12 protein-coding genes are annotated in these 16228 nt (G+C 60.7%); 7 read left to right on the top strand and 5 right to left on the bottom strand.

The annotated features are described in order from the left end of the window. Positions 1-27: 27 nt before the first annotated feature. The gene (locus tag BMZ46_RS04605) at positions 28-228 is read right to left on the bottom strand and encodes a hypothetical protein (protein WP_074691111.1); all 201 of its coding nucleotides are present in this window, start codon (positions 226-228) and stop codon (positions 28-30) included. After that, entirely contained in the window at positions 225-770 is a 546-nt protein-coding gene (locus BMZ46_RS04600; RefSeq protein ID WP_039772608.1) for a hypothetical protein, read from the bottom strand. Before BMZ46_RS04600 ends, BMZ46_RS04605 begins: the two co-directional genes overlap by 4 nt. A gap of 450 nt (positions 771-1220) precedes the next feature. Here BMZ46_RS04600 and BMZ46_RS04595 point away from each other — a divergent pair, with 450 nt between their 5' ends. Continuing rightward, on the top strand, positions 1221-2084 hold the full coding sequence (locus BMZ46_RS04595; protein WP_039772606.1) for a DMT family transporter: 864 nt from the start codon (positions 1221-1223) through the stop codon (positions 2082-2084). Positions 2085-2141: 57 nt separating this feature from the next. Here BMZ46_RS04595 and BMZ46_RS04590 read toward each other — a convergent pair whose 3' ends face one another. Both BMZ46_RS04590 and BMZ46_RS04585 read right to left on the bottom strand, forming a co-directional pair. Further along, positions 2142-3050 carry a DMT family transporter gene (locus BMZ46_RS04590; protein WP_074691112.1) on the bottom strand — a complete coding sequence of 303 codons (909 nt, stop codon included), beginning with the start codon at positions 3048-3050 and terminating at the stop codon, positions 2142-2144. Between the two features lie 84 nt (positions 3051-3134). Further along, positions 3135-4760, bottom strand: a complete 1626-nt coding sequence (locus BMZ46_RS04585; protein ID WP_074691113.1) for a methyl-accepting chemotaxis protein — start codon at positions 4758-4760, stop codon at positions 3135-3137. A gap of 408 nt (positions 4761-5168) precedes the next feature. On the opposite strand from BMZ46_RS04585, the gene aceK reads away from it, so the two are divergent. From aceK to BMZ46_RS04555, 5 genes are all read left to right on the top strand, one after another. Beyond that, positions 5169-6890, top strand: coding sequence for a bifunctional isocitrate dehydrogenase kinase/phosphatase (gene aceK / locus BMZ46_RS04580; RefSeq protein WP_074691114.1), 1722 nt, complete (start codon positions 5169-5171; stop codon positions 6888-6890). Between the two features lie 135 nt (positions 6891-7025). Next, entirely contained in the window at positions 7026-10937 is a 3912-nt protein-coding gene (gene hrpA / locus BMZ46_RS04575; protein ID WP_074691115.1) for an ATP-dependent RNA helicase HrpA, read from the top strand. 318 nt (positions 10938-11255) lie between these two features. Further along, positions 11256-12377: a beta-ketoacyl-ACP synthase III gene (locus BMZ46_RS04565; protein WP_074691116.1), complete on the top strand. Its 1122-nt coding sequence runs from the start codon at positions 11256-11258 to the stop codon at positions 12375-12377. 135 nt (positions 12378-12512) lie between these two features. Further along, the gene (locus tag BMZ46_RS04560) at positions 12513-13124 is read left to right on the top strand and encodes an RNA polymerase sigma factor (RefSeq protein WP_074691117.1); all 612 of its coding nucleotides are present in this window, start codon (positions 12513-12515) and stop codon (positions 13122-13124) included. Continuing rightward, entirely contained in the window at positions 13118-13354 is a 237-nt protein-coding gene (locus BMZ46_RS04555; RefSeq protein ID WP_039772598.1) for an anti-sigma factor family protein, read from the top strand. Before BMZ46_RS04560 ends, BMZ46_RS04555 begins: the two co-directional genes overlap by 7 nt. Positions 13355-13483: 129 nt before the next feature. Here BMZ46_RS04555 and BMZ46_RS04550 read toward each other — a convergent pair whose 3' ends face one another. Beyond that, complete coding sequence (locus BMZ46_RS04550; RefSeq protein ID WP_074691118.1) at positions 13484-14806, bottom strand: putative porin; 1323 nt, start codon at positions 14804-14806, stop codon at positions 13484-13486. A 282-nt stretch (positions 14807-15088) separates the two neighbouring features. Here BMZ46_RS04550 and BMZ46_RS04545 point away from each other — a divergent pair, with 282 nt between their 5' ends. Continuing rightward, the gene (locus BMZ46_RS04545; protein WP_074691119.1) at positions 15089-16213 is read left to right on the top strand and encodes a GNAT family N-acetyltransferase; all 1125 of its coding nucleotides are present in this window, start codon (positions 15089-15091) and stop codon (positions 16211-16213) included. Positions 16214-16228 lie beyond the last annotated feature (15 nt).

The raw sequence follows: 16228 nt of genomic DNA, 5'->3' as shown, positions 1-16228 counted from the left end.
CGTTTGAGCGGTTTTTTGTTTTCGGAATCAGGGACGGCCAGCAAGTAAGCTTGGTTCATCGATAGCGGTGCCGGTTGCAATGATCTGTAAGAGCCGTCTTTGACTGGCTGTCAGAACCGCCGGATCAGATTCACCCCTTATTGCATGCGCTTTTTTCTTTCTGGGGGATTTTTTTATTTCTTTGCGCATATTCACACCGTGGTTGATCAATATTTGAGCGTTTTTCACAATACTAGGCTCCCTACTGTTTTGACAAGGCGACCCTCGTTATCCAAACCGAAGCCGAGTTGTTCGTAAATTGGTATTGCTCCCTGGAATGGTTCTTGAGCCTCGATCAAGCTACTGCCAATGATGCGGGCGTATTGCTCAATTGCCAGAACGGATAGCGGTGCAACACGGTTTTTCAATGGATGTGTTTCTCTTGGCCGCCCCTCCAGTCGTACGATTCGGATGCGTTGTCGACTTTTATTCGGGTTGGCGAAGCAAAGTCCGCACAGTTCAGATTCAAACCAGATTGCGATGTCGAGAGCGAGAGGTTCGCGCGCTTTCCATCCAATGACTTCTTCCCATGAAAAATGTGGGCTCTCCCAACACTCAAAAGCACTCAGCGCCAACGAGTCGATGGGTTCGAAACGTACTTTCGAAAGGTCAAGCGTTGTGGGACCGGCCATCTCCAGATCAATCTGGAGTTGAGTCGTGGCAAGGCGGGCAAGCTTCCTGGCTTGCGATTTGTACAACTGATACCGCAGATGATTCCGTTCCCTTGGCATATGATCTCGCGCATTCCATGTCCCCCATCAATGGTCGTTGCAATTGCAAACGAGCCTATGCGCCTGCCTCCTGCCTGTCGCTACTGGCCCTTTGTCCAAGTCGTTGCAATCCATGTCGCGGGCTGGTTATAGTCGGCGCTCGTGAGTCGTATGACTCACCTTTCAACCCTTCAAAAAAGATCAGCCCAGATGCCTGCATCCCTCATCAACGCGGTAGTCGATTCAGCGCTTAACGCTGGCGTCGTGCCGTGCGGGAATCAGCAGCCTGTGCAGATCAGTCATTACCCTCCACCTGTCAGTAGCACGCCGGTGTGCGCAGTCGTATCACCGCCGGGCGTTGGTGTTTCGGGCTGATCAGCGTTTGCTGCTGACCCCTGTGCCCGCCTGAAAAAACCTACTGAATTTCAGCTTCGGCTGAGTTGGCTATTTGCCTGACTACAGGTGGTATTCATGTTTGTCCTTTCGAAAAAGTCCGCGCTCGCGGCGGCGTCCACGAGCCTGTTCGTTCTGCTGTGGAGCAGCGGGGCGATCTTCTCCAAGTGGGGGCTGGCCCACGCTTCGCCTTTTGCCTTTCTGCTGATCCGTTTTGTGATTGCACTGTGCGGGTTGGTGCTGCTGGCACCGTTGCTCAAGTTGAAACTGCCCAAGGGCGGCAAGCCGATGCTGTATGCGATGGCCACCGGGGTGGTGCTGTTGGGGGCTTATCAGATCTTCTATCTGCTGGCGCTGGATCTAAAAGTCACGCCCGGAGTGATGGCGACCATCATGGGCGTGCAGCCGATTCTCACGGTGGTGATCATGGAGCGGCAGCGCTCGGCGAGCCGGATGTTTGGGCTGGCGTTGGGATTGGCCGGGTTGATCATGGTGGTTTACCAGGGCATCGGTCTGGCCGGGATGTCGCTGGCGGGAATGCTGTTCGGGCTGCTGGCGCTGGCGAGCATGACCTTCGGCTCGATCATGCAGAAGCGCATCACTGACAATCCCCTCGGCACGCTGCCGGTGCAGTATCTGGCGGGGCTGCTGCTGTGCGGGATTTTCGTGCCGTTCCAGCCGTTTCACTTCGAGCACAGCGCCGGTTTCATCGTGCCGGTGTTGTGGATGGGACTGGTGGTGTCCGTGCTGGCGACGTTGCTGCTGTATCGACTGATCGCCCGGGGCAATCTGGTGAATGTCACCAGCCTGTTCTATCTGGTACCGGCCGTGACGGCGGTGATGGACTACCTGATCTTCGGCAATCGCCTGGCGGCGTTGAGCGTGCTGGGGATGCTGTTGATCATCGTCGGTCTGGTGTTCGTGTTCCGTAAATCGGCCTAATAGCCGCGCATGAAAAAGGCCCGGGAGGAAACTCCCGGGCCTTTGTGCATCTGTGAATCAGCGAGTGGCGATTTCTGCCGGTTTCACCACAGCGGGTTTCAGCACCAGCCACAGCGCAATGGCGATCAATACCCCGCCATACAAGTGGGCCATCGACAGCGGCTCATCGAGAAACAGCGCCCCCCACAATACGCCGAATGGCGGAATCATGAAGGTCACGGTCATCGATTTCACCGGCCCGATGGAACTCAGCAGGCGGAAGTAAATGATGTAGGCAAACGCAGTGCAGCCCAGCCCAAGGCCCAACAGCGACAGCCAGACATTCCAGCCACCCCAGCTCACCGGCGGCGCAGTGATGACGCTGTAACCGAACAGCGGCAACAGAAACAGGGTCGCACCGAGCATGCTGCCCAGCGCCGACAGACGACTGTCGAGCCCGCCGGCCTGATCCAGCCAGCGTCGGGCGAGAAACCCGGCGAAGCCGTAGCAGGTGGTCGCGAGCAGGCAGGCGACCGCGCCCATCAGCAGGTGCAGATCGAACGCGACCGGGCCGGCGCGGGTCAGCACGCCCACCCCGAGCAGGCCGAGGAACACCCCGGCGAGTTTGGCCAGCGTGAGTTTTTCACTGAAGAACAACCCGCCGATCAACACGCCCATCAACGGCGTGGTGGCATTGAAGATTGCGGAGTACCCGGCCGGAAGCACCTGGGCGGCGACCGAATACAGCGTCGCCGGCACGCCGGAGTTGATCACGCCGAGCAACATCACAGTCTTGAGCTTGCCTTTGAAATCCCAGCTGATGCGCATCAGCCCGAGGATGACCAGCAAGCCGACGGCGGCGATTGAAACTCGGAAGAATCCGGTCGGAACCGTACCGATCGCGGGAGCGATGATGCGCATGAACAGGAAGCTCGCGCCCCAGATGGCAGCCAGCGACAACATGCGGAAAATATCGACAGGGCTCACGGGCCACTCCTTCCTTGATCGGGACGAGAGTGTTGCCGAGGGCCCCGGCGATGGCAACCGCTAATCGGGCATTTAATTGTCTGATCAGATCACGAAGCGCGTGACCAGTGCGTTCAGGTCGACGGCCAGGCGCGACAGTTCCTGACTGGCGGCAGACGTCTGGGTGGCGCCGGCAGCAGTCTGGGTCGACAGATCGCGGATGGTCACCAGGTTTTCGTCGACTTCCCGGGCCACCAGCGCCTGTTGCTCGGCGGCGCTGGCGATCACCAGGTTGCGCTGGTTGATCTGCGAAATCGACGCGGTGATTTTCTCCAGAGCCTGGCCGGCGCTGTTGGCCCGGCGCAGGGTGTGGCTGGCCTGCTCGGCGCTGTTTTGCAAGGCGCCGACGGTGGCACTGGTGCCTTGCTGAATGCTGCTGATCATCAGCTCGATTTCTTCGGTGGAGTTCTGCGTGCGCTGGGCCAGCGAACGGACTTCATCGGCAACCACTGCGAAGCCACGTCCGGCCTCGCCGGCGCGCGCGGCTTCAATCGCAGCGTTCAGAGCCAGCAGGTTGGTCTGCCCGGCGATGCCGCGAATCACCTCCAGCACCTTGCTGATGTCTTGAGCCTGAGTCGCAAGGCCCTCGGCCTGTTCGGATGCGCCGAGCACCGCGCTGACCAGTTCCTGAATCGAGCTGATGGTCTCGCTGACCTGCACATGCCCGTGCTTGCTGTCCTCGTTCGACGCTTCGGAGGCCTGGGCACTGGACACCGCATTGGCGGCCACTTCATCCACCGCCGTGCTCATCTCGGTGACCGCCGTGGCGGCCTGCTCGATCTGGTCATTTTGCTGTTGCAGGCCGCGGGTGCTCTGTTCCATCACCGAACTCATTTCCTCGGCGGCGGAGGCCAGTTGCTGGGCCGACTCGCTGATGCCGCGAATGGTCGAACGCAGATTGCCCTGCATCTCGGCCAGAGCCGTGAGCAACTGCGCCGCTTCATCACGACCGTCGCTGTCGATGCGACCGCTGAGGTCTCCCGAAGCAATCCGCCGTGCGACGTTCAGCGCCTGATTGATCGGCGTGGTGATGCTGCGTGTCAGCAACCAGGCCAGCAACAACGTGGCAATCAGGGCGATAACGATGATCGTGGCGACGATCCACAGCGCCTGCTGGTACATCGCCGCCGCGGACTTGGCGGCGGCATCCGCACCTTGCTGATTGAGGCTGATCATTTGCTCCAGCGTCTTGTCGAGCACCGTGCCCTGGGGCGCCAGTTCAGTGGTCAGGCGCGCGTAGGCTTGTTCGTTTTGTCCGGCATCAAGCTGTTTGATGATCTGGTCGAGGATGCTCAGGTACTTGGCGGTGTCGGCGCCCAAGCCTTCCAGCATCGCCCGTTCCTGATCGTTGGCAATCAGGGCCTTGTGATCGTCGAGGCGCTTGAGCAATTCCTGACGTTGCGCCGTGAGAAGGCCCTTGCTGCGCTCGCGAACGGCAGCCTGAGTGCTGGTGATCAGGCGCAGGGATTCGAGACGAATACTGGCAATGTTCGCCGCTGCGTCATGGATGCTTTCGATGCTGGGCATCCACGATTCCTCGATCACCGCCGCGCTCTCGCGCAAGGTTTTCATCTGGCCCAGACCGAACAGGCCGACCACCAGCAGCAGACAGGCCAGAACGGCAAAACACAAACTGGCGCGCAAACCGATGCGCAGATTCCGGATAGACATCAATGTGCTCCTTGGGGATTGGGGGAGAGGTCGTCCTCGTGGGCCGAGGATCTTGTTGTGAGGCGGGTGATGGCGGGTTGTATATCAAAGTGCCACTATCTTGGTAAGGCCAGTCGCTGACGGGAATGGACAGGCATGAACAAGCCGGGCAAAAGTGCGAGCTAGAGATGTCGCCGCTGAATTGGATCCGAAACCCAGAGAAGACGCGGGCTGGCGCCCAGTGGTGGGGGGAACCGAAGTGGGTATTTATTGACCGAACGGTCGATTAAAAAAAACTTTGATAAAAACTGTGTCGCTGTACAACCCGCAAGAGCATTTGGCAGAAATTGCGCTTCTCCTGCGCCCGCTTCCGTGGCTAAGCTCAGGCCTTCGAGCACAGATTCTCCAATTCCCGCAGAGGTCTCATCTATGCCGCAGCAATGGCCAGCCACCGACATCGCCCGTCTGATCCTCGATGGCTTTGACGATTACCGCGAGCATTTCCGGCGGATCACCGACGGCGCCCGGGAGCGCTTCGAGCAGGCCCGCTGGCAGGACACGCAAACGGCGTCGGCGGCGCGGATCAACCTCTACGAAGAAAAGGTCGGTGAAACCGTCGCCCGTCTGCGCGAGTACTTCGAGCCGGACACCTTGATGGACGTCACCTGCTGGCCGCTGGTGAAAAGCGCCTACATCAGCATCATCGACCTGCGCTTCGACGATGAACTGTCCGAGACCTGGTACAACTCGATTTTCTGCGGCCTGTTCAGCCACGACCTGATCAGCGACGGCTGCATGTTCATCCACACCACGCGCCCGAGCCTGCGCCGCGCAAGGGCCGCACAAACCCGCACCTACAAGCCCCAAGGGCAGATCTCGGGCATGCTTGCGAGCATCTTTGCCGATTATCGCTTCAGCGAGGCCTACGCCGATTTGCCCGGCGACTTGCTGCGTCTGGAAGCGCAGCTGCGCGAAAACCTGCCGGACTGGGTGTGCAAGGACCCGGAGCTGAGCGTCGAGCTGTTTTCCTCGGTGCTGTACCGCAACAAGGGCGCGTACCTGGTGGGGCGCATCTACACCAACGACGATCAGTGGCCGCTGGTGATTCCGCTGCTGCACCGCGAAGGGCGCGGGATTCAGATCGACGCATTGATCACCGACGAAGCGGAGGTGTCGATCATCTTCTCCTTCACCCGTTCGTATTTCATGGTGGATGTGCCGGTGCCGGCGGAGTTCATTGGCTTCCTCAAACGCATCCTGCCGGGCAAGCACATCGCCGAGCTGTACACCTCGATCGGTTTCTACAAGCACGGCAAATCCGAGTTCTACCGCGCCCTGATCAACCACCTGGCCAACACCGATGACCAGTTCATCATGGCGCCGGGCGTGCGCGGCATGGTCATGAGCGTGTTCACGCTGCCGGGCTTCAACACCGTGTTCAAGATCATCAAGGACAGGTTCTCGCCGTCGAAAAACGTCGACCGCGCCACGGTGATCGAGAAGTATCGATTGGTGAAAAGCGTCGACCGGGTAGGGCGCATGGCCGATACCCAGGAATTCGCCGACTTCCGTTTTCCCCTGAGCAAATTCGAGCCGGCGTGCCTGGCGGAGCTGCTGGAAGTCGCGCCGTCCACGGTGTCGCTGGAAGGTGAAACCGTGCTGATCCGCCACTGCTGGACCGAGCGCCGGATGACCCCGCTCAATCTCTATCTGGATAACGCCAACGAGGCCCAGGTGCGCGAAGCGCTGGAGGATTACGGGTTGGCGATCAAGCAACTGGCGGCGGCCAACATTTTCCCCGGCGACATGCTGCTGAAGAACTTCGGCGTCACCCGCCATGGACGGGTGGTGTTTTACGACTATGACGAGATCTGCTTCCTCACCGAAGCCAACTTTCGCCACATCCCGGCACCGCGCACGCCGGAGGACGAAATGGCCTCCGAGCCTTGGTATTCGATCGGGCCTCTGGATGTGTTTCCCGAGGAATTTCCGCCGTTCCTGTTTGCCGATGCAGCGCAGCGCAAGCTGTTCGATCAGTTGCATGGCGAGTTGTACAACGCCGATTACTGGAAGGGATTGCAGGAGGCGATTCGGGCGGGGAAAGTCATCGATGTCTTTCCATATCGGCGCAAGGGCCTTGATAACGAATAAAGCAGCCGCGAGCCGCAAGCTACAAGCCTCAAGTCAAAGACCGCATTCAACTTGCGGCTTGTAGCTTGCCGCTTGTAGCTGCTTTTCTGCGACAATCGCGTCCTTGCGCCACTAGACGACCGAATTGCGTACCCGATGACCGACGAATCGCCCTCCATCGACAAACTGCTGAAAAACCTCGATCACGCCATGCTCGCCGACCGCCACCGGCTGCGGCGGCAGTTGCTTGAGCTGCGCAAGAAACCCGACGAGGCCAAGCTGGCCCAGTGGGTGGCGCGCATGCAGGCGTCCTGCGATCAGGTGCTGGCGCGCAAGGCCAGCCTGCCGGTGATCCGTTACGACGACAGCCTGCCGATTGCGGCCAAGCGTGACGAAATCAAGAAGGCCCTGGAAAAGCATCAGGTGCTGATCATCGCCGGTGAAACCGGCTCGGGCAAAACCACCCAGTTGCCGAAAATCTGCCTGGAAATCGGTCGCGGCCAGCACGGTTTGATCGGCCACACCCAGCCTCGGCGGATCGCAGCGCGCAGCGTGGCCAGCCGGGTCGCTGAAGAACTCGGCACGCTGCTGGGCGCGCTGGTCGGCTATCAGGTGCGCTTCGAGGATCAGAGCGATTCCAACACCCTGATCAAACTGATGACCGACGGCATCCTGCTGGCGGAAACCCAGAACGATCGCTACCTCGAACGCTACGACACGATCATCGTCGACGAAGCCCACGAACGCAGCCTCAACATCGACTTCCTGCTCGGTTACCTGAAAACCCTGCTGCCGCGTCGTCCGGACATGAAAGTCATCATCACTTCGGCGACCATCGATCTGGAGCGCTTCTCCAAGCATTTCGACGATGCGCCGATTGTCGAAGTGTCCGGCCGCACCTTCCCGGTTGAAACCTGGTATCGCCCGCTGACGCTCGAGCAGGACGAAGAAGGCAACCGCGTCGAGGACGACCTGACTGTCGATCAGGCGATCCTCGCCACCCTCGACGAAATCGCCGCCTATGAGCGCAGCGAGCGCCGCAGTCCCGGTGATGTGCTGGTGTTCCTGCCCGGCGAGCGCGAGATCCGCGACGCCGCCGACATGCTGCGCAAGGCCCAGCTCAAACACACCGAAATCCTGCCGTTGTACGCGCGCCTGTCGCCGGCCGAGCAGCAGCGGATTTTCCAGTCCCACCCGGGCCGTCGTGTGGTGCTGGCAACCAACGTCGCGGAAACCTCGCTGACCGTGCCGGGCATCCGTTACGTGATCGACAGCGGCACCGCGCGCATCAGCCGTTACAGCTATCGCGCCAAGGTCCAGCGGCTGCCGATCGAAGCGATTTCCCAGGCCAGCGCCAACCAGCGTAAAGGTCGCTGCGGCCGGGTCGAGCCGGGTATCTGCGTGCGCTTGTACAGCGAAGAGGATTTCCTCGGTCGCCCGGAGTTTACCGATCCGGAAATCCTGCGCACCAACCTTGCGGCGGTAATCCTGCAGATGCTCCATCTGCGTCTCGGCGAGATCACCGATTTCCCGTTCATCGAGCCGCCGGACGGCAAGGCGATCAGCGATGGATTCAACCTGCTGCAAGAACTGTCGGCGGTGGATCGCAACAGTCAGCTGACCCCGCTCGGCCGTCAGCTGGCGCGTCTGCCGGTGGACCCGCGCATGGGCCGCATGCTGCTGGAAGCGGCCAAACTCGGCAGCCTGCAGGAAGTGCTGATCGTCGCCAGCGCCATGTCGATTCAGGATCCGCGCGAGCGTCCGCCGGAGCGTCAGCAGGCCGCTGACCAGGCCCACGCTCAGTGGAAGGACGCCGATTCGGACTTCGCCGGGCTGGTCAATCTGTGGCGCGGTTTTGAAGAGCAGCGCCAGGCGCTGACCGCCAGCCCGCTGCGCAACTGGTGCCGCAAGAATTTCCTCAACTACCTTCGGCTGCGCGAGTGGCGCGATTCCCACCGTCAGTTGAGCCTGATCTGCCGCGACTTGCAGCTGAGCCTGAACAAAGAACCGGCGGATTATCCGAAATTGCACAAAGCGGTGCTGGTCGGCCTGCTCAGCCAGATCGGCCAGAAAACCGAGGACGGCGACTATCTTGGCGCCCGTCAGCGGCGGTTCTGGATTCACCCGTCGTCGGGCATCGGCAAGAAACGCCCGCAGTGGGTGATGACCGCCGAACTGGTGGAAACCACCAAGCTTTATGCGCGGATGGTGGCGAAGATCGACGCCGACTGGATCGAGCCGCTGGCCGGGCACCTGATCAAGAAAAACCACTTCGAACCGCACTGGGAGAAGAAGCGCGGGCAGGTTGTGGCGTTCGAACAGATCACCCTGTTCGGCCTGATCGTGGTCGGTCGCCGGCCGGTGCATTACGGGCCGGTGGACCCGGTGGTCTCGCGAGAACTGTTCATCCGCGAAGGCCTGGTGCGCGGCGAGATTCAGTCCCGGGCCAAATGCCTGACTGCCAACAAGCAATTGCTCGAACAACTCGACGAACTGGAAGCCAAGGCTCGTCGTCGGGACATTCTGGCCGACGAGGAAACCCTCTACGCGTTCTACGACGCGCGACTGCCGGCGGAGATCCACCAGACCGCGACGTTCGACAGCTGGTACCGCGTCAACAGCCAGAAAGACCCGCAACTGCTGATCATGCGCGAGGAAGACGTGCTGGCTCGCGAGGCCAGTGAAGTCACCGCGCAGCATTACCCGGACACGCTGCACATCGGCGATCTGGAACTGGCCCTGAGTTACCACTTCGAACCGAATCACCCGCGCGACGGTGTGACCCTGCGAGTGCCGGCGCCGCTGTTGCCGATGCTGCCGCCGGAGCGCCTGGAATGGCTGGTGCCGGGACTGATCGAGGCCAAGTGCATCGCGCTGGTGCGCAACCTGCCCAAGGCCTTGCGCAAGAACTTCGTGCCGGTGCCGGACTTCATCAAGGCCGCGCTGCAACGCATGACCTTCGCCGAAGGTTCGTTGCCGCAAGCGCTGGGTCGCGAACTGCTGCGCATGACCGGCGCGCGGGTCAGCGATGAAGCCTGGGCCGAAGCGGCGCAGCAGGTCGAAAGCCACCTGCGGATGAACCTGGAAATCGTCGACGGCCAGGGCAAGTTCCTTGGCGAAGGCCGGGATCTGGCCGAACTCACTGCACGTTTCGCCGAAGCCAGCCAGGCCGCACTAGCGGTGCCGCAAAGTGCGAAAAGCCAGCAACCGGTGGAGGCCAAGGTCTTCGCGCCGGTGGCGGAAAAGACTCAGCAGAAGATTGCCGGGCTGTCGATGACGGTCTATCCGGCGCTGGTGGAGGAGGGCGGCACGGTCAAGGAAGGTCGTTTCTCGACACCGGCCGAAGCCGAGTTCCAGCACCGTCGCGCCTTGCAGCGCCTGCTGATGCAGCAACTGGCGGAACCGGCGAAGTTCCTGCGCGGCAAGTTGCCGGGCCTGACCGAACTGGGCCTGCTGTACCGCGAACTGGGGCGGGTCGATGCGCTGGTGGAAGACATTCTGTTGGCCAGCCTCGACAGCTGCATTCTCGAGGGCGAAGACCCGTTGCCGCGTGATGGCGCAGGTCTGGCGGCACTGGCCGAGCGCAAGCGCGGCAGCTGGACCGAACACGCCGAGCGCGTGGCACGCCTGACGCTGGAAATCCTCAAGCTCTGGCACGGTCTGCAAAAACGCTTCAAGGGCAAGATCGATCTGGCTCAGGCCGTGGCGCTCAACGACATCAAGCAGCAGCTCAGCCATCTGGTGTATCCGGGCTTCGTCCGGGAAACGCCGATGCTGTGGCTCAAGGAGTTGCCGCGTTACCTGAAAGCGGTCGAGCAGCGTTTCGAGAAGCTGGGCGCGCAGGTGCAGAAGGATCGGGTCTGGAGCGGCGAACTCGCCGGCCTCTGGACGCAATACCAGACCCGCGCGGCCAAGCATGCGCAGGAAGGCAAACGCGATCCGCAGCTCGAGCTGTATCGCTGGTGGCTGGAGGAGTACCGGGTTTCGCTGTTCGCCCAGCAGTTGGGGACGAAAGTACCGATCTCCGACAAGCGGCTCAACAAGCAATGGACGCAGGTCGAACCCTAGCGAGTGCCTGATCGCTCCCACGCTCTGCGTGGTAGCGCTTCCCCGGACGCTCTGCGTCCGTTTTTGGGACGCGGAGCGTCCCTGGCTGCATTCCCACGCGGAGCGTGGGAACGATCAGCAAAAGGCGCCAAAAGCCAAGGTTTATGGCAAACTTCGCGCCTATAAACGCCGGCCCCGCGGTTTTGAGCCTTCTCAACTGCGGGCGAGGTCGGAATAAAGCGATGCCAGGTTTTTGCGTCCCTTAGACGGGAATGGACCCTTTGCGTGTTGGCACGTCGGTGCCAGCACTTTCTGCCTGAACAGATTAGAGAAACGACCATGCATAACGTCGTCATCAGCGGCACCGGCCTGTACACCCCGGCCAACAGCATCTCCAACGAAGAGCTGGTGCAGTCTTTCAATACCTACGTCGCCCAGTTCAATGCGGACAACGCCGAAGCCATCGCCAACGGCGAAGTCCAGGCCCTGACCGAGTCCAGCGCCGCGTTCATCGAAAAAGCTTCCGGCATCAAGAGCCGCTTTGTCATGGACAAGGACGGCATCCTCGACCCTGCGCGCATGGCGCCACGCCTGCCGGAGCGTTCCAACGACGAATGGTCGGTGCTCTGCCAGATGGCCATCGGCGCTGCCGAGCAAGCCCTGCAGCGTGCCGGCAAGACTGCCGCCGACATCGACGCTGTAATCGTCGCCTGCTCCAACCTGCAACGCGCCTACCCGGCCATCGCCATCGAAGTCCAGGAAGCGCTGGGCATCCAGGGTTTCGGTTTCGACATGAACGTGGCCTGCTCGTCGGCGACCTTCGGCATCCAGCAAGCGGCCAACACCGTACAACTGGGTCAGGCCCGGGCGATCCTGATGGTCAACCCGGAAGTCTGCACCGGTCACCTGAATTTCCGTGACCGCGACAGCCACTTCATCTTCGGTGACGCGGCCACCGCCGTGATTATCGAGCGCGCCGATCTGGCCACCTCCAAGCACCAATTCGACGTGGTCAGCACCAAACTGCTGACCAAGTTTTCCAACAACATCCGCAACAACTTCGGCTTCCTCAATCGCGCGGCGGAAGAGGGCATCGGCGCCCGCGACAAACTGTTCGTGCAGGAAGGCCGCAAGGTGTTCAAGGATGTCTGCCCGATGGTCGCCGAACTGATCGGCGAACATCTGGAAGAGAACAAGCTCAACGTCGGTGACGTGAAGCGCTTCTGGCTGCACCAGGCCAACCTGAGCATGAACCACCTGATCGTGCGCAAGTTGCTGGGCCGCGAAGCCACCGAAGAAGAAGCCCCGGTGATTCTCGACACCTACGCCAACACCAGCTCCGCCGGTTCCGTGATCGCGTTCCACAAATATCAGGACGATCTGGCGGCCGGTTCGCTGGCGGTGCTGAGTTCGTTCGGTGCCGGTTACTCGATTGGTAGCGTGATTCTGCGTAAACGCTAAGAGCGAGTTCATTTCCTCTTAATCGCGCTGACGTTTCCTACATCCGAATCGGCGCGAACGCTGTAATTTTCGAAACTGGCGGCAGGAGAGATCCTGCCGCTATCATTTTCGGAGTCAGGAAGAGGGGATTGATGGATGGCGGTTGACGACACACAACTGCTCGAGCGGTTGTTGGCAGGCGAACAGAAAGCCTTCAAGGAACTGGTCAGCACCTATCAAAGCCCCATGCGCGCGGTGGCCTACGCGATTGTCGGCCAGCGCCATGTCGAGGAAGTGGTGCAGGATGCCTGGCTGTCGGTGGTGCGCAATATCGGCCGTTTCGAGGGGCGCTCCAGTCTCAAGACATGGCTGCTGACCGTCACCGCCAACTCGGCCAAGAGCCGCTACAAACTCAATCGTCGCGAAGTGTTGCTGGATGATCTGCCGTCCCCCCACGGAACCATCGACGACGATCGCTTTTCTCCCGGCGACGGCCACTGGCTGGTCGCACCGTTCGCCTGGCACCAGGACACCCCCGAGGCATTGCTGACCGAAGGCGAGCTGCGTGAATGTCTGGAGCATACGTTGCTCAGTCTCTCCGAACTTCAGAGCAGTGTGCTCACGCTGCGCGAGCGTCAGGGTCTGGAGCTGGAGGAAATCTGTAATCTTCTGGAGATCTCGCTCTCCAATGTCCGCGTGTTGCTGCACAGGGCACGCTTGAAGGTCTTCGCGACCGTGGAGCATTTTGAGGAGACGGGAGAATGTTGACCTGCAAGGAGCAAGTGGCGCGATCCAGCGATTATCTCGATGGCCAGTTGAGCTTTCGCGAGAAGTTGATGGTGCGTCATCACCTGATGTTCTGCCGCAATTGCCGGCGGTTCATTCGCCAGATGCGTTTGATGCAGGCGACGTTGCGAGCGATGCCGCAAAAGCCTGAAGAGGGCGTGGACGCGTTGGCAGAGCAGCTGGCAGCGCTGCGGCGCAAGGACAGTCCCTGAAAACACAGCCTGGCGCGACCGCAGCGAACGGATGATGGGGATCGCTGCGGCCGCGCCAGTCTGTTGAAGCCGCTTCAAACGATGGAACCGGATGTACAACCCATCGTTTGAAGTCTGTTGCCGGGTTGCTTAGAACTTCGCTTCCGCGTCCAGCTGCAGGGTGTTGGTGTCTGCATCACGCTGGGTACGGCTGGAGAAGTCGGCCTTGGTCAGGAAGTAAGTCGCACCGATGGCGAAGTTCTTGTCGATGTCGTAGCCGACCTTGAACTTGTGGCCACGGGAACCGGTGGTGCCGTTGGCGAAGTCCGAATCGGTGAAGGCACCGACCACCGCGTTGCGCTGCACGTCACGATAGTTGTAGTCGAGGTTCAGGCCGAAGACTTTCGACTTGGCACCTACCAGCCACGCGGTGTCCTGATCGGTCACTGCATCGTTGTTCTTCACGTACTGACCGTAGAACGACAGCGGCATTGGCAGGCCGCCGATGTCGACCTGGCTGAAGCCTTCGTACAGACGGAATTCGTTGTCTGCCGAGTTACCGTTGACGGCCAGGGCGCACGGCGTGGAAGTGCCGGTGCAACGGCTGTCTTCGTCGTTCTGGTAGGCGTAGACGCTGCCGCCCAGGGTCAGTTTCAGGTTGTCGGTGATGGCGAAGCGGCTGCCCAACTGGCCGGCGGTCAGGCGCAGGTCGTGACGGAATTGCACGCCGTCGCCATCGACGTTGTCCTTGAGGTTGTAGTTGCCCAGGCTGCCGAACAGCTCGACGCTGCTGCCCAACGGATACTTGTAGGTAACGGCCAGACCTTCCGGGTTGATGTCGCTGTCCCAGATCACGTCGCCCATGCTCACCCACGGTTGCAGCATTTTGCCGCCGATGATGTGCAGGTTCTTGATCTGATCCGGGTGGTAGTCGATGTAGCCCAGGTCGAGCCAGATTTGCTTCTTGTCGAAGTAATTGTCCTGGTCCTGGTTGGTCGAACGGGCGTCGTCGCCGCCGCCGGTGGCGATACGGATGCCGGTGTCGACTTGCGGGTTGATCTCGGTGTACGCACCCAGACGGGCACGGATGCGCTGGCGATTCTTGTCGCGGCCGCCGTTGTTCGGCTCGCCATCGATCTTGATGGTTTCCTGACGGATACGCACGTCGCCCTTGAACTGGGTCTTGGCGGCCCAGGCCAGTTTCTGGTCGAAACTGCTGAGTTCGTTGGTTTTCTTCGCGGTCGCCGCGATTTGCTCGTTGGTCTCCTGCTGCGCCTGCTGCGCGATTTGCTGGGCCTTCTGATCCTTGGCCAGTTCGGTTTGCAGTTCTACGTACTGCGCCTGGGAAATCGAACCGTTAGCCTTGAGCATGTCGAGCAGTTTGGCGTCGACTGCGGCACTGGCCGGAACACTCATGGCCAGCAACAGGCCACCGCACAGGGCCGCCGCAGTTTTCGTGGAAGCAAGACGCATAGCAATCTCCGAAGATGAAGGGGATGGCTGAACCATCCTGGGCACAACCGACGGTTTGACGGTCGGAAAACAGTGTCCGGGGGTAGAACCCGGCGCTCTAAAAACAGGCGCCAGTATCGCGATGGTTTATGACAGAGCAGTGGCACGATGATGGCAGGTTGATGACGATACAAAGCTGCCGTGAACTATTGATTTAGAGCGCTGTCGCGTAATCGGACGTGGGCAACGCCCCGCCGATCAGCGATACTCGCCGGGCGTTCACGCCCGAAAGTGGAGAGGAAAATGCCGCTGCAACGTCTGCATAAACTGTCGGAAATTCCAGCGTCCGACTGGGATGTTCTGATCCCGCAAAACCAGCCGTTTCTGCGCCACGCCTTCCTGGCTTCGCTGGAGGACAGCGGCAGCGTCGGCCCGCACACCGGCTGGCAAGCGGAGCATTTGCTGCACGTCGAAGCGGGGCGCGTGATCGCCGCGTTGCCCGGTTATCGTAAGTGGCACTCCTACGGCGAATATGTGTTCGATCACGGCTGGGCCGATGCCTGCGCTCGGGCCGGCATTGATTACTACCCCAAGTTTTTGAGCGCGGTGCCATTCAGTCCGGTCAGCGGCCCACGGTTGTTGGCAGCGAATGTCGAGGACGGATTCGAGCTGCTCAAGAGCCTGCCGGGGTATCTGGAAATCGAAGAACTCTCCAGCGCCCACATCAACTTCACCGACGCGTTTACCGATGCCGCCATGGCCGAGCAGCCGGGCTGGCTGCAACGCATCGGCTGTCAGTACCACTGGCAGAATCGCGGCTACCGCGACTTTCAGGACTTTCTCGACGTGCTCGCCTCGCGCAAGCGCAAGCAGATGCGCAAGGAGCGCGAGCAAGTGGCGGGACAGGGCTTCGAGTTCGAATGGCTGGAAGGCCGCGAACTGGACGAGACGCAGTGGGATTTTGTCTACGCCTGTTACGCCAACACCTACGCGGTACGCCGGCAGGCACCTTACCTGACCCGGGAATTCTTCAGCCTGCTGGCCGAGCGCATGCCGGAATCAATCCGCGTGGTCCTGGCCCGGCAGGGCTCACGGCCGGTGGCGATGGCGTTCAGTCTGGTGGGCGGCGACAGCTTTTACGGGCGTTATTGGGGATGCCTTGCCGAGTTCGACCGGCTGCACTTCGAGACCTGTTTCTATCAGGGCATGGACTATGCGATTGCCCAGGGTTTTCAGCGCTTCGATGCCGGTGCCCAGGGCGAGCACAAGCTGATTCGTGGCTTTGAACCGGTGATCACCCATTCCTGGCATTACCTGCGCCATCCCGGTTTGAAAGCCGCGGTCAAAGACTTCCTGCACCAGGAACGCGCCGGTGTACTGGCTTATGCGGAAGAGGCGAGGAGCGCCTTGCCGTATCGGCAAGCCTGATCCTCGCCGACACCC

The organism is Pseudomonas sp. NFIX49 (assembly GCF_900115915.1).
Classification (GTDB): domain Bacteria; phylum Pseudomonadota; class Gammaproteobacteria; order Pseudomonadales; family Pseudomonadaceae; genus Aquipseudomonas; species Aquipseudomonas pharyngis.
This window is presented reverse-complemented; position numbering and strand designations above follow the sequence as displayed.